Consider the following 14,501-nt stretch of genomic DNA (forward strand, 5'->3'; position numbering starts at 1 on the left):
CACTATAAATGCTAAAATAAGAAGGGTTGTTAATGTTATGAAGATTATTTTTTTCAATGTCTGGTAACACGCCACTGCATAAAGCGAGTGCGACTCCCGATAGCTATCGAGATTGCTGATTTGCTTTAGTTTGCGGTCTCGTTTGTTTGGACTAAATATACAATGAATTTTGGAGTTGTGCGCCGCGCGTAGAGCTTTCAAATCCCGATGTACTTCGGGACGCTTTATGTTGTAGTTCTTGCATCCGACGAGTGAGGATCGAGGGAGAGGAATGCACAGGCGCAACAACGTTTGAGCTGTCTATGTTTTAGATGTATACCTTAGACATTTTTGAGTCCTGCCTCCGACGAGCATAGCGAGAGGAAGGCATCAAAGAACCGCTTAGTCAGCACATAACGAATAATCAATAAGAAGACACCAAGAGCTTTAAAATCCTTGCGGATTTACTCTTACTTGATCTATACTCAACTCTTCGATATTTCAACGACTTTTGAGGTGTTCTGATTTTGAAGCGGAGCCATACGATGGCGGAAATTTCCAAGTATGCTACTGCCTTGGATGTGGCTTATCTTGAGATGAAAAACATGTCCTTTGGCAATCAGCCGTCCACGGTTTTGTATATGGCTTGTAGCGTGCAAAATAGCTTTTATTTTTCGGTTGAGCACAAGCCAGATTTTTAAATTTTACTATTTATCTTTTTTTATGGAAATCGTCAAATTTAAAAATTTGGCGACTTTCCAAATACGCCTTAACTTCGATTATGTAACTGAACAGCTATGAGCTACATACGTTGTGTGTGCCCAGTATGGGCATCTTTAGACTACTTATTAAAAGTAGTGTATTTATCTAGAGGGTGCAAGTCCCTTATGGGCAGGGGTAACGCCTTGAACCATTAGTAAGCTGCAAGGTTGCTAGTTGTGAAGCTAGGACTGAAGAAAGCAGGACTACAAATCTTGGTACTGACGAACAGGAACCGTATATGAGGCATAATTATTTGGGTAAGCAAGCACATCATTGTTACGCTCTAAATAGTATCAAAAGGGTAATTATGTAGATACGGCAGGGATTGAGAGAAAGAAGATGTTCTTACCTGGGGAGGTCTCTATAACCACGAGTTGGTCTATTAGAGAAGTCAGCAGAAGTCATAGTAGCTAAAGCCTGATATTTTAGTGAAGGACAGAACAATAATTGTCTTTAATGACCAAAGGAGTTGTTTTATGTTACGGATAGTTTTCTAGTAAAACAGTAGCCTTCGATTAAGCGAGATAGCAATTCAAATTATGAGTATTGATTAAACAAGTAACAAGTAAAAAGAACCTAAACGAAGCCTACGCGCGAGTGTATCGTAACAAGGGATCTGCTGGAGTGGATAAGGTTCATATTAAAGAGCTAAAATCTATACTACAGATTCATGGAAAGCAATACGTTTCGCACATAGAAAGAAAGCGCTATCAGGTGTCTCCTATATTAGGTGTTGAAATCCCAAAAAGCAATGGCAAGAAACGATTACTCGGTATTCCTACAGTTGTTGATAGAGTATTTCAGCAGGCATTACATCAAGTATTGCAACCTTTATTTGAGCCAGACTTTCAAAAGCATAGTTACGGGTTCAGACCACAACGTAATGCCCATCAAGCCACGGCACAAAGCCTTTTAAATATCAATGCTGGTTTTCAAGATATAGTAGATATAGATTTAAAGAGTTTCTTTGATGAAGTATCACACTGTATACTTCTAGAGTTGATTTACAAAAAGGTACAGTGCAAAGCTACGATGCGGTTATTGCGTTCATTTCTTAGAGCGCCTATACTGATTAACGGTCGATTACAAAAACGCAGAAAAGGCGTTCCTCAGGGTTCGCCATTAAGTCCATTGCTTTCTAATATTCTGCTCAATGAGCTTGATAAAGAATTAGAGCAACGAGGACATCGTTATGTAAGATATGCCGATGATTTTAGTATTTACGTTAAAAGTAAAGAGGCTGCAAAGCGTGTAGGTAACAGTATCTATAAGTATTTGCGAGACCACCTCCAACTTCCCATAAATAGGGTAAAGAGCGGTGTGCGGAGACCTTTAGATTTCCAAGTATTAGGCTTTGGATTTGTGCCAACGTATAAGAAAGGGGAAAAAGGGAAGTATCAGCTCGTGGTAACTAGGTCTAAATGGCAAGATTTTAAGTCAAAACTTAAATACCTGACCAAAAAGACGATACCTGCAAGTTTTGATGAGCGTATCAAACGTATCAACCTATTAATACGTGGTTGGATAAATTACTTTAAACCTGCCTCCATTCAGTCGAAGCTTAAGAAGCTAGAAGAATGGCTAAGGAACCGATTGAGGTACTGCATATGGCATCACTGGAAGAAACCAGAACGGAAGCGTAAAAACCTAATCCGTTTAGGAGTAAACTTAGACCACGCCTATGCTTGGAGTCGCACAAGAATGGGAGGATGGGCAGTCGCTCAAAGCCCTATACTAGGCACTACAATTACTATTAAACGGTTAAAAATGAGAGGTTATGTTAGTCTAATCGAGTACTATAATCGAGCTGTATAATTATTGAACCGCCGTATACGAGACCCGTATGTACGGTGGTGTGAGAGGCGCACTCTGCTAGTTGCTAGCAGAGCCGTCTACTCGATTGTACACTGGCTTTAGTTCAATATATATATTAATGAAAAAATTGAAATAAAAATCCACAAAGTTAGTGCGAATACAATGGGTTTCATTCCTGTAGATTTCAAATCTTTTATAGAAATGGTAGAACCTACAAGAAACAATGTTATTATTAATAATCGTTTAGCCATTAATACAATAAAATTAGTAGCTGGTTCAGGTAAAATATGGTAACTATTAATAATAATCGCAATAATAAATAAAACAATAAAGTAAGGAATTTTTATTTTTTCTCCTTTTGTTTTGAATAGAAACATTGAAAAAATTGATAAAGGGATAATCCACAAAGTTCTAGATAGTTTTACTGTTGTTGCTATTCTCAAGGCTTCGTCTCCATAACCTAGCGCAGCTCCGACTACCGAACTTGTATCGTGTATAGCAATAGCACACCATAAGCCAAATTGTTCTTGTGTTAAATTTAGAAAATGACCGACTGCAGGAAACACAAACAACGCAATAGAGTTTAATAGAAATACGATACCTAAAGCAATACTTATAGTTTTACTTTTAGCTTTAATTACTGGGGAAATTGCAGCAATTGCGCTTCCACCACAAATTGCTGTTCCAGATGTAATTAGATGACCTAGTTTTAAATCTAACTTCAAAAGTCTTGTTAACAACAAACCTAACGATACGGTTAAAAATATTGAATATATAGTTAAACTTAATCCCTCTTTACTTGTTTCCAAAGTTTCTTTGATAAACATCCCAAAGCCCAGCCCTACAACCGAAATTTTTAGAAAATAATGAATTGCTTTATGACTGTATGCTTTAAACGGATTATTGAAAATAAGTGTATATACAAAACCAAGTAACAATGCAGTTGGACTGTTTATAATGCCTAAAAGGGCAATAATAATTATAAGGAAGTAAACTATTTTTGAAAAAATCTCTTTCATATCATTTAGTATTATTTGATACAAAAGTAGATTGAATTAATAACCTTTAAGCAAATTAATTAGTTATTTGAGATAACTAAAAGTTATAGTTAAGCCGAATATATTTTTCGAAATATTCCACGGTATTTGAAAGATAACCTGTTCTTTTTACAAAATAAAACCACCTTTCAATACTTAAATCTTTAATATCTATAATTTTGAGTTTATTATTTAACAAATCTTCAGTGATAGCACTAATTGAAAGAAGTGCATAATCATCAGAATTGTATAAATAATTTTTAATAGCTTCAGTACTGTTTAAAGTTACTGCTACATTAAGCTTTTTGATATTATTTTCCAATAAAAATTTATTAATAATTACTTTAGTTCCAGAACCTTTTTCACGTTCAATCATTGGAATTCTTTGCAACTTTTCGATATCGATACTTCCTTTTTTAAAAGAATTATTATTAACATTGGTTACGAGGACAATTTCATCTTTAATAAATTTTTCAAATTGTAATTTTGGATTCGAAATACTTCCTTCAGTAATTCCGAAATCAATTTCCTGATTCAAAATTAAATTTTCAATATTTTCAGAATTATTACTGATTATGTTAAAATTTGTTTCAGGAAATTGTACTCTAAACTTCGCAATTATTTTAGGTATAATGTAGTTAGACAAGGTTGTGCTTACTCCGAAGTTTATTAGTTTTGGGAAGGTTTCTTTCTTATGTAGAAACTGTTCGTCCATTTCAGAATAGATAGCTAAAATTTTATTAACGTATATAAGAAATGACTTTCCTTCCTTGGTCATTTCTATCGAGTTTCTTTTTCGAATAAATAACGTTGTTTTATATTCTTGCTCTAAATTTTTAATTGCCTTGGATATAGCAGGCTGTGAAATATACAATTGCTCGGCAGCTTTTGTGAAGCTTAAATGTTTAGCAACAATTTTGAATATATGTAACTTGGTTTTCATCAGCTTGTGTACAACGTGGGGGTCTATGTTTTGATGCGTGTTACGGCTGTGCCCTTTTCGGGTACAGAGGTAGTAACGTAAGCATCAAAAAAATTAAAAGGCACTCAATGCCCTAAGCATTGAAATATAGACAGTGTTGCTCACAGTAACACTGTCTGAGTGAATCAATAATTAATATTAAAACCTGAAATTATGATAAAAGAGTCTATACCTCCAAAAACATTTAATGAAATTAAGAGAGCTAAGGAATTACTAGAAATAATAAATACCGCTAAAAATGAATTAAACGATTTAGGATATGATATCTCAAATGTTAAGGTTTAAGTTCTTTAACTAGTTTATTGGCTGCTTCAAAATTTATTTTCTGCATTTTATTAATGTCTGAATCTGAAAATTCTTTGCCTTTAGCATATTCATTACCAACCTTCACCAACTGCTTATTGGTATATGTCAATATCTTCTCATAATATTCAAGATATTCTGACATTCCTTGTAGTGTACCTTTCGACTTAGGTTTTTTGAATTTGTTTTTAGCTTTTTTAATCTCTAAATCAATTACCCTTTTGTATTCATCCATATTGCTTAAATATTTAGTCCCTCTCGTTTTTCAGAGAGGGCAAGTGCCTTTTTATTTTAATAGACCCCCACGTTGCTCACAATTAGACTTACAGGGGAAACGGAATGAAATGAGTTTCGTAAGGCGTATCCGAGACGTTATAGATATTTTAACGAGGTACGAGAGAATATCTATAACGTTGAGGTTATTGTGAGCAACGGTTTTGTATATGGCTCGTAGCGTGTAAATTAGCGATTGTTTTTCGGTTGAGCACAAGCCATATTTTTAAATTTTACTATTTATCTTTTTTCTTGGAAATCGTCAAATTTAAAAATTTGTCGACATTCCAAATACGCTTTAACTTTGGATTGAGCAATTAATTAGCTATGAGATATATACGTTGTGTGTGCCCAGTATGGGCATCTTTAGACTACTTATTAAAAGTAGTGTATTTATCTAGAGGGTGCAAGTCCCTTATGGGCAGGGGTAACGCCTTGAACCATTAGTAAGCTGCAAGGTTGCTAGTTGTGAAGCTAGGACTGAAGAAAGCAGGACTACAAATCTTGGTACTGACGAACAGGAACCGTATATGAGGCATAATTATTTGGGTAAGCAAGCACATCATTGTTACGCTCTAAATAGTATCAAAAGGGTAATTATGTAGATACGGCAGGGATTGAGAGAAAGAAGATGTTCTTACCTGGGGAGGTCTCTATAACCACGAGTTGGTCTATTAGAGAAGTCAGCAGAAGTCATAGTAGCTAAAGCCTGATATTTTAGTGAAGGACAGAACAATAATTGTCTTTAATGACCAAAGGAGTTGTTTTATGTTACGGATAGTTTTCTAGTAAAACAGTAGCCTTCGATTAAGCGAGATAGCAATTCAAATTATGAGTATTGATTAAACAAGTAACAAGTAAAAAGAACCTAAACGAAGCCTACGCGCGAGTGTATCGTAACAAGGGATCTGCTGGAGTGGATAAGGTTCATATTAAAGAGCTAAAATCTATACTACAGATTCATGGAAAGCAATACGTTTCGCACATAGAAAGAAAGCGCTATCAGGTGTCTCCTATATTAGGTGTTGAAATCCCAAAAAGCAATGGCAAGAAACGATTACTCGGTATTCCTACAGTTGTTGATAGAGTATTTCAGCAGGCATTACATCAAGTATTGCAACCTTTATTTGAGCCAGACTTTCAAAAGCATAGTTACGGGTTCAGACCACAACGTAATGCCCATCAAGCCACGGCACAAAGCCTTTTAAATATCAATGCTGGTTTTCAAGATATAGTAGATATAGATTTAAAGAGTTTCTTTGATGAAGTATCACACTGTATACTTCTAGAGTTGATTTACAAAAAGGTACAGTGCAAAGCTACGATGCGGTTATTGCGTTCATTTCTTAGAGCGCCTATACTGATTAACGGTCGATTACAAAAACGCAGAAAAGGCGTTCCTCAGGGTTCGCCATTAAGTCCATTGCTTTCTAATATTCTGCTCAATGAGCTTGATAAAGAATTAGAGCAACGAGGACATCGTTATGTAAGATATGCCGATGATTTTAGTATTTACGTTAAAAGTAAAGAGGCTGCAAAGCGTGTAGGTAACAGTATCTATAAGTATTTGCGAGACCACCTCCAACTTCCCATAAATAGGGTAAAGAGCGGTGTGCGGAGACCTTTAGATTTCCAAGTATTAGGCTTTGGATTTGTGCCAACGTATAAGAAAGGGGAAAAAGGGAAGTATCAGCTCGTGGTAACTAGGTCTAAATGGCAAGATTTTAAGTCAAAACTTAAATACCTGACCAAAAAGACGATACCTGCAAGTTTTGATGAGCGTATCAAACGTATCAACCTATTAATACGTGGTTGGATAAATTACTTTAAACCTGCCTCCATTCAGTCGAAGCTTAAGAAGCTAGAAGAATGGCTAAGGAACCGATTGAGGTACTGCATATGGCATCACTGGAAGAAACCAGAACGGAAGCGTAAAAACCTAATCCGTTTAGGAGTAAACTTAGACCACGCCTATGCTTGGAGTCGCACAAGAATGGGAGGATGGGCAGTCGCTCAAAGCCCTATACTAGGCACTACAATTACTATTAAACGGTTAAAAATGAGAGGTTATGTTAGTCTAATCGAGTACTATAATCGAGCTGTATAATTATTGAACCGCCGTATACGAGACCCGTATGTACGGTGGTGTGAGAGGCGCACTCTGCTAGTTGCTAGCAGAGCCGTCTACTCGATTGTAGCCAGTTTTTTTCTATAATTCTCCCGAAGAACCTTAATAAAATCCGCTTTGTTGTTTTTCATTAATTCAAGTTCGTTAGGATTTCTCATATCAATATTAAGTTCACTCAGATTTGCATCACTCCAAAGCGCTAAATCTACTATAATAGTTGCTAACGACAATCCTCGTTCCGTTAATTGATAAAGATTTGTTTTCTTATTATTAGGAAGTTTTGATTTTGTTACAATTTCTAATTCTTCAAGTAATTTTAGCTTAATTGTAAGAATATTTGTTGCAATAGCTTCGTCACTTTCAATAAAATCCTTAAAGGTCTGTTTGTGTTCTACCAGCATTTGTTTAATTATAACTAACATCCATTTATCTCCTAAAATATCAAGGGCAGAAGTTATAGGACAATCACAACGAAAGGTATGTTTCATATTAAACCATTCTTTACATTCTATTACAAAGGTACAAAAAATGATTTATTACTTGTAAAACACAACTTATTTGCAATATTACTTGCAAATTAAAAGTAATTATATATATTTGCTTGTAAATCACAAGTAATGTTTAGTGCTAAATAAAATGAGCGAAATTCAAATTTCAACATTAGCACTTATTCTATCCATTATTCCCGTTACACTTCATGGAATCGAAGTTTTATTTCCTATGCAGACAAGGTGGATTGTAAACTGGGTATTACCATTTTTTGGACTCAAAACACCGAGCAAATCAAGTGCTTTGACGCGAAATGAACAAATCAATATGATTGATGCTGCTTTGGAAGCTGCGCCAGAGAAGAAGAAAACAAATGCAAAGGACTATCTATTTCTATTACTTTTTGAGCAACGCCAAGGGGCAATTGGTTTTACAGCAGTAGCTATTGGGGCAATTTATGGAATGAACTTAGAACTTGCTGCACGTCAACCTTTACATCTTGTTTTTGGGGTGGTTGCCGTACTTATGATGTTAGTCAATGCCAATCAAGCGGGGTTTTTACCATTTTTTGGTAAGCATCCTAAAATTTCTAAACACGGCAAAAATGTAGGTATTGTTTTTACACCATTTTGGTTCGCAGTTGCTCTACTCAATTATTTGGCTTTTACCTATGTATCAATTTAATTTTTAAACTTAAATAAATAAAATGAAAAAAATAGTAATCACAGGAAGCAGTAGCGGTTTTGGATTAAAAGCCGTTAAAGATTTTGCCGATAAAGGCAACAAAGTATTTGCCACAATGCGAAATCCAGAAGGAAAAAACGCAGAGGTAAAAAAAGAATTAGAAGCATATTCATCTCTCATTACGGTAGTTGATATGGATGTTACTAATGATACTTCTGTAAAAGAAGCTATGAATAGCATCCTTGAGCAAGCAGGAAATATTGATATTCTAATTAACAATGCAGGTATTATGTATATAGGCATTACTGAAGCCTATAGCGTTGAGCAGGCAAAGTGGCAAATGGAAACCAACTATTATGGTGCTATTAGAACAATGCAAGCGGTTCTGCCTTCAATGCGAAGCTCAGGTTCAGGTTTAATTATCAATACATCTTCGTTAGTTGGTCGCATGTCTCCACCATTTTTCGGAACATATACTGCTACCAAACACGCTTTAGAAGGCTATTCTCAGGCTTTACGATATGAGGTTTCGCCTTTTGGTGTTGATGTTGTTATGGTAGAACCAGGTCCGTTTGGAACAGGATTATTGGCATCAGGACAAGTTCCTGCTCATAATGATATTTTAGAATCTTATGGTGAATTGGCAGGTGTTCCTTCGGCTATGGGTGAAAATTTTGCTCAAATGTTACAAAGCGAAGATGCTCCGGACCCACAATGGGTAGTAGATGCTTATTTAAAATTAGCAGAATTGCCTTTTGGCAAACGTCCAACTCGAACTGTTGTTGGAATTACTTGGGGCGTTGATGAAATTAACGAATTGACACAACCTATTCAAGACAGGGTTCTTAAAGAAATGCAGTTAGAGAATGTACTTGGTGGCGTTTCGTGATAATCATAAAATCCTCAGTTAACTTTTTAAAATCACAAGGGTTTCGGCTCTTGTGATTTTTTTTTGGAATGTGCTGTTAAATTGGTTACAACAGGCCACTGCATAAAGCGAGTGCGGCATTTTGCTGGATAGCCTCTATTTATTTGTTTATTAATTGATTGTCTAAATATACAGTTATTTGTGGTTCTGTCGCCGCGCGTAGAGCTTTCAAACTTGCCTCCGACGAGCGCAGCGAGAGGAAGGCATAATATTCGCTTTATGCTGTAGTTGTGGCTGGTTGCAACCACGTCTCGAGCTTTCTATGCTTTAGATGTATACCCTAGACATTTTTGAGTAGTGGCCTGTGGACGGCTGATTGGTAGGGTGGGAGCTTTAAAATCCTTGCGGATTTGCTCTAACTTGATTCATGCTCAACCCTTCGATATTTCAACGACTTTTGAGGTGTTCTGATTTTGAAGTGGAGCCATACGACGGCGGGAATTTGCAAGTATGCTACTGCCTTGGATGTGGCTTATCTTTAGATGAAAAACATGTCCTTTGGCAATCAGCCGTCCACGGTTTGTGTAAGAATAGTAAGGGATTTCGAAGGACTGAACTTTCAATTTATCACTTAGCCAAATTTGCAATTTTTTCTTTAATTAATAGACATGCAAAATTGTAAATTTTGCGGACTTTGTAAAATGCACTTCACTTTGGGATAAGCACTAAAACCCTTATTATTTTTACACTTTGTTACCTGTAGGCTATTTTGTTTCAGTTCCTATTTTTCCGTTGATTTGTTAATTCGTATGAAATTATATACGCCTTTTCCTTCTGCAATTAATTCATCATTCTGAAAGGCTTTCATTTTCGTTACAAGTATTCTATTACCTAACCTAACTATTTTACCTTCCACAATTATTTCAGATGCTTCAGCACCTTTTAAATAATCTATTCTTAAATCAATAGTTACTAATTTATCTTCCAATGACGTAAAGTGAGTGCTTCCTGCAATACCACCAACAGAGTCCATTATTGTAGCAATAATTCCTCCGTGCCACCTGTTTGTTCTCATATCTCCAACAATTTCATCTCTAAAGGGAACTTTAACTTTTACAAACCCTTTTTCAAGTTCCAATAATTTTAGTCCTAAAAATTTATGAACTGGAATACCTTCTTCAATTATTTGTTTAATAAATCCTATGTTTTTTTCTATCATTTATTTTGATTCTAATTATTGTTCTTGGCTTACAGGTAACGTTTATATAAACGCAAGTTATTACATATTAGTCATATATCATACCCATACCAGGTGTATAAACGAATGTTTTTACTTAATCCTAGCAATCTCGATTTTCAGCGTATAAACGCATGTTTTTCAATTGTACACGTTTGTAAACAACTATTAAAGGATTTGTAATAGGTCGTAATAATCTACCACGAGACTTGGTTGTGTGATATCACATTTTCGCGAAAGCGTACTAAAGAGGCTAGTTGGTTATTTTGGTAAGGGACTTGATGTTTACTGCTTCTTTACAGTTATCTAGTTCCATCTTGAGATCGTTTCCTGCTTCGTCTTGTCCTGTGATTACATAATGACCACATGGCTCGCGGCGAGGTACGCTCTCTCCAAAATCTACATCCCCTAGTTTTAATAAACGGTTTATAGTGACCGTATCTAGTTGCATACTAGCAAGTGACTGTGTTGCTCCTGGGGTGAGATTATAAGGTTTTACACGCAGGTTTTTAAGTACACGCTCTTGTGGGAAGTAAGCACAGCTGGTTTTTTTACCGCTAAAAAAGAAAGCAAGTAAAACAAGTCCAATGGAAAAGCCACCGAGGTAATATCCTATACGTTTAAGAGTATGCATTGCTTAACTAAAAGATCAAAAGGTTGATATCACGGTAAGAAAGGTCAAACCAATCTGCTACCGATTTTTTGGTTAAAATACCGTGGTAAAAATACAATCCATTTTTTAATCCGCGGTCGTAGCGTAGCTTATTTTCTATACCGCCTTCCTCTGCAATGTCAAGTAGGTAAGGGGTAAAAATATTACTGAGAGATACAGATGCCGTACGGGCAAATCTTGCAGGAATATTAGGCACGCAATAGTGCGTCACGCCGTGTTTCTTATAGGTAGGTTTATCATGCGTAGTTACTTCTGAGGTTTCAAAACAACCTCCCATATCGATACTTACGTCTATAATGACAGCGCCATTTTTCATCCCTTCTACCATGCGCTCGCTCACAATGACTGGTGCGCGGTTTGCACCTCGTACAGCACCTATGACTACGTCACAACGTTTGAGGGCTTTTACAAGATTCTTAGGCTGTAGGGTAGAGGTATATAATGGCCTGCCTACATTAGTCTGTATGCAGCGTAACTTTGTGATTGAGTTATCAAAAATCTTCACATTTGCTCCTAGTCCAATAGCAGATCGCGCGGCAAACTCGCCTACGGTGCCTGCTCCTATAATCACAATCTCTGCTGGTGGCACGCCGCTTATGTTGCCTAGCAGCATACCTGTGCCCGTTTCTGGGCTAGACATAATCTCTGCCGCCATTTGTACGGCAGCGGTACCGGCAATTTCAGAAAGTGTGCGCACGGCAGGGTAGGTGCCGTCCTCATCTTTTATAAACTCAAAAGCGAGTGCAGTGATGCGCTTGCTGGCAAGTTTTTCAAAATATTGTTTCTTCTGGGTTTTGATCTGTAAGGCAGAGATAAGCACCGTTTGCGGGTTCATCATCTCTATTTCTTCTAGGGAAGGCGGTTCTACCTTAAGAATCATAGGGCAAGAAAACACTTTGGCAGTGTCTTGCGTGATTTCTGCGCCGTTTTCTGAGTAGTCCTTATCTGTGTAGCGAGCTCCTTTTCCAGCTTTAGACTCTACCATCACGCGGTGTCCATTTGCCGTAAGTGCTCCCACAGCATCAGGGGTTAAGCACACCCTGCGTTCTTGAAAGTGTGTCTCACGCGGAATCCCAATAAAGAGCTCTCCTCGTTTCTTTTCGACCTCAAGACATTCCTCTTGAGGAAGCAACATTTCTCTAGTAAAAGGTGAGCTATTGGTTTCCATGTGTGTTTGTATGCGATTACCCAAAAGTAAGGAATAATTTAAAATATAGACTAGATATAAATCAAGACGCAGCTGTAGGGTGAATTGCAGTATTGAACTAGTACAGCGTGGTATAATTATTAGTGAATTTTTTAACTCTACGCTGTAGCTATGTGTCTAATAAAACTATTTTTTTAAAATTCAATTCATCATCTTAATTGGCCTAAGCAAGTTTTACGTAAAAAATGATGTGAGCTTAAGGTTAAGCAAATTAGCTACAGCTGAGTATATAGTTTAAGCTATAAGTTCATATCGATAAAGAAAATATTTATTTAATAAGATGATGCTTTTAATTTGTGCTTAAGCGAGGGAAATTTTTAGTAAAGTTTGATTAAGCCTAGCTTTTTTTGGTTCGTTTTTTTAGCGATGAAAAAAATGAACAATTTTTATAAAATTTGGTAGATTATAATTTCGTTGATTTAATGCGCTGTAGTTCTCTAATCTCCCAAGTTTTAATAGTAGATAATTAATAACATAGTTACGTTTCTTGAAGTAAATGCGAGACAGCTTTCGCGAAAGCGTAAAAAACCACATTGCCAATAATCTGTAAAGGCATTCTCGCATCTGTCTTGTAAAAAGTATCTTTGCACCCACAAAAGAAGATTATGAAATACGCTGAAAATATATTAGGAACGATAGGAGACACTCCTATGGTAAAAATGAATGCACTTGTAAAAGACCTTCCTTGTCTTGTGCTAGCAAAATATGAAACTTTTAATCCTGGAAACTCTGTAAAAGACCGTATGGCGTTACAGATGGTAGAAGATGCAGAGGCAGCAGGTGTACTTAAGCCTGGTGGGACTATTATAGAAGGTACTTCTGGTAATACGGGAATGGGTCTTGCCCTTGCTGCTATTATTAAAGGCTATAAAATGATCTGTGTAATCTCAGACAAGCAGTCTAAAGAGAAGATGGATATCTTGCGTGCTGTAGGTAGTGAGGTGGTAGTGTGTCCTACAAATGTAGAGCCAGATGATCCAAGATCATACTACTCTACATCAAAAAGACTTGCCGAAGAAACACCAAATAGCTGGTATGTAAACCAGTATGATAATCCTTCTAACTGTAAGGCACACTTTAATAGTACAGGACCAGAAATCTGGGATCAAACAGATGGAAAGGTAACGCACTTTGTGGTAGGTGTAGGAACAGGAGGTACCATCTCTGGGGTAGGAAGCTATCTTAAAATGAAAAACCCAAATGTAAAAGTATGGGGAATTGATACGTATGGATCTGTATTTAAAAAATATAAAGAGACAGGTATTTTTGACGAGAATGAGATTTACCCATACATCACTGAGGGAATAGGGGAAGATATATTACCACTTAATGTAAACTTTAGCATCATCGATGGATTTACAAAGGTGACAGATAAGGATGCTGCAGTATACACAAGACGCCTTGCCAAAGAGGAAGGGATGTTCTTGGGGAATTCGGCTGGATCTGCTATCAAAGGGTTGTTACAACTTAATGAGGAAGGAAAATTTGGTCCAGATGATGTCGTTGTCGTACTCTTCCACGATCATGGAAGCCGTTACGTAGGTAAGATGTTTAATGACGACTGGATGCGCGAGCGCGGTTTCTTAGACCAAGAATATAAGGTAGCAAGCGATTTGATCCAGAATCACATAGATAAACCACTTGTGACTGTAAAGACAGAGGAGCTTGTATCACACGCGATAGAGCGCATGCGTGATTATAAAATCTCACAAATCCCAGTAGAAGATGTGACAGGTATTGTAGGTTCTGTAGATGAGGGAGACCTTTTTAGAGCATATATGGAGAATAATGAGGTGGCAGACTTACCTATCAAGGATGTAATGGGAGCAGCATATCCTATTGTGCAGAAAAATGCAACCGTAGCAGAGGTTTCAAAGCTTATCTCAAAAGAGAATAATGCAGTCTTAGTAGATCTGGGAGATGGTAAACATCATATCATTACAAAGCATGATATTATTAATGCGATGTAATTAAATAGCAATTTTTAGAAAAAAACGCGGGACATTGTCCCGCGTTTTTTTTTGTGCGCTATTGTAATGTTATTCTTATTTGTAAGCAGCGTAT

At 36.7% G+C, this 14,501-nt stretch carries 13 protein-coding genes; 6 read left to right on the top strand and 7 right to left on the bottom strand.

The window, feature by feature from the left end; all coding sequences use genetic code 11:
* Positions 1–1,287: 1,287 nt before the first annotated feature.
* Positions 1,288–2,556 carry a group II intron reverse transcriptase/maturase gene (gene ltrA, locus JM84_RS07685; protein ID WP_144783505.1) on the top strand — a complete coding sequence of 423 codons (1,269 nt, stop codon included), beginning with the start codon at positions 1,288–1,290 and terminating at the stop codon, positions 2,554–2,556.
* Between the two features lie 98 nt (positions 2,557–2,654).
* On the opposite strand, the gene JM84_RS07690 is transcribed toward ltrA (JM84_RS07685), so the two are convergent.
* On the bottom strand, positions 2,655–3,575 hold the full coding sequence (locus JM84_RS07690) for a YeiH family protein (protein WP_028284075.1): 921 nt from the start codon (positions 3,573–3,575) through the stop codon (positions 2,655–2,657).
* A gap of 76 nt (positions 3,576–3,651) precedes the next feature.
* On the bottom strand, positions 3,652–4,536 hold the full coding sequence (locus JM84_RS07695; RefSeq protein ID WP_028284074.1) for a LysR family transcriptional regulator: 885 nt from the start codon (positions 4,534–4,536) through the stop codon (positions 3,652–3,654).
* Between the two features lie 192 nt (positions 4,537–4,728).
* Between JM84_RS07695 and JM84_RS15460 the strand changes: the two genes are divergently transcribed.
* On the top strand, positions 4,729–4,860 hold the full coding sequence (locus tag JM84_RS15460) for a hypothetical protein (protein ID WP_261375711.1): 132 nt from the start codon (positions 4,729–4,731) through the stop codon (positions 4,858–4,860).
* On the opposite strand, the gene JM84_RS07700 is transcribed toward JM84_RS15460, so the two are convergent.
* Positions 4,850–5,113: a hypothetical protein gene (locus JM84_RS07700; RefSeq protein WP_144783507.1), complete on the bottom strand. Its 264-nt coding sequence runs from the start codon at positions 5,111–5,113 to the stop codon at positions 4,850–4,852. The genes JM84_RS15460 and JM84_RS07700 overlap by 11 nt on opposite strands.
* A gap of 876 nt (positions 5,114–5,989) precedes the next feature.
* On the opposite strand from JM84_RS07700, the gene ltrA (JM84_RS07705) reads away from it, so the two are divergent.
* Positions 5,990–7,258, top strand: a complete 1,269-nt coding sequence (gene ltrA / locus JM84_RS07705) for a group II intron reverse transcriptase/maturase (protein ID WP_144783505.1) — start codon at positions 5,990–5,992, stop codon at positions 7,256–7,258.
* 77 nt (positions 7,259–7,335) lie between these two features.
* Here the strand turns inward: ltrA (JM84_RS07705) and JM84_RS07710 are convergent, their stop codons facing one another.
* Positions 7,336–7,767, bottom strand: a complete 432-nt coding sequence (locus tag JM84_RS07710; protein WP_144783509.1) for a winged helix-turn-helix transcriptional regulator — start codon at positions 7,765–7,767, stop codon at positions 7,336–7,338.
* 148 nt (positions 7,768–7,915) lie between these two features.
* Between JM84_RS07710 and JM84_RS07715 the strand changes: the two genes are divergently transcribed.
* Positions 7,916–8,452: a hypothetical protein gene (locus JM84_RS07715; RefSeq protein WP_144783512.1), complete on the top strand. Its 537-nt coding sequence runs from the start codon at positions 7,916–7,918 to the stop codon at positions 8,450–8,452.
* Positions 8,453–8,474: 22 nt separating this feature from the next.
* Positions 8,475–9,341: an SDR family oxidoreductase gene (locus JM84_RS07720; protein ID WP_144783514.1), complete on the top strand. Its 867-nt coding sequence runs from the start codon at positions 8,475–8,477 to the stop codon at positions 9,339–9,341.
* 760 nt (positions 9,342–10,101) lie between these two features.
* Here JM84_RS07720 and JM84_RS07725 read toward each other — a convergent pair.
* The 3 genes from JM84_RS07725 to JM84_RS07735 all read right to left on the bottom strand — a co-directional run bounded on the left by JM84_RS07725 (position 10,102) and on the right by JM84_RS07735 (position 12,398).
* Positions 10,102–10,539 (bottom strand): PaaI family thioesterase, encoded by a 438-nt coding sequence (locus JM84_RS07725; protein WP_028284032.1) that lies wholly within the window; start codon positions 10,537–10,539, stop codon positions 10,102–10,104.
* A 271-nt stretch (positions 10,540–10,810) separates the two neighbouring features.
* Positions 10,811–11,191 (bottom strand): hypothetical protein, encoded by a 381-nt coding sequence (locus JM84_RS07730; RefSeq protein ID WP_144783517.1) that lies wholly within the window; start codon positions 11,189–11,191, stop codon positions 10,811–10,813.
* Between the two features lie 7 nt (positions 11,192–11,198).
* Positions 11,199–12,398 carry an alanine dehydrogenase gene (locus JM84_RS07735; protein ID WP_013749615.1) on the bottom strand — a complete coding sequence of 400 codons (1,200 nt, stop codon included), beginning with the start codon at positions 12,396–12,398 and terminating at the stop codon, positions 11,199–11,201.
* Between the two features lie 644 nt (positions 12,399–13,042).
* Here JM84_RS07735 and JM84_RS07740 point away from each other — a divergent pair.
* A complete protein-coding gene (locus JM84_RS07740) occupies positions 13,043–14,407 on the top strand; it encodes a pyridoxal-phosphate dependent enzyme (protein ID WP_035333956.1) in 1,365 nt (454 codons plus the stop codon).
* Positions 14,408–14,501 lie beyond the last annotated feature (94 nt).

It is taken from the genome of Dokdonia sp. Hel_I_63, from assembly GCF_007827285.1.
GTDB lineage: Bacteria > Bacteroidota > Bacteroidia > Flavobacteriales > Flavobacteriaceae > Dokdonia.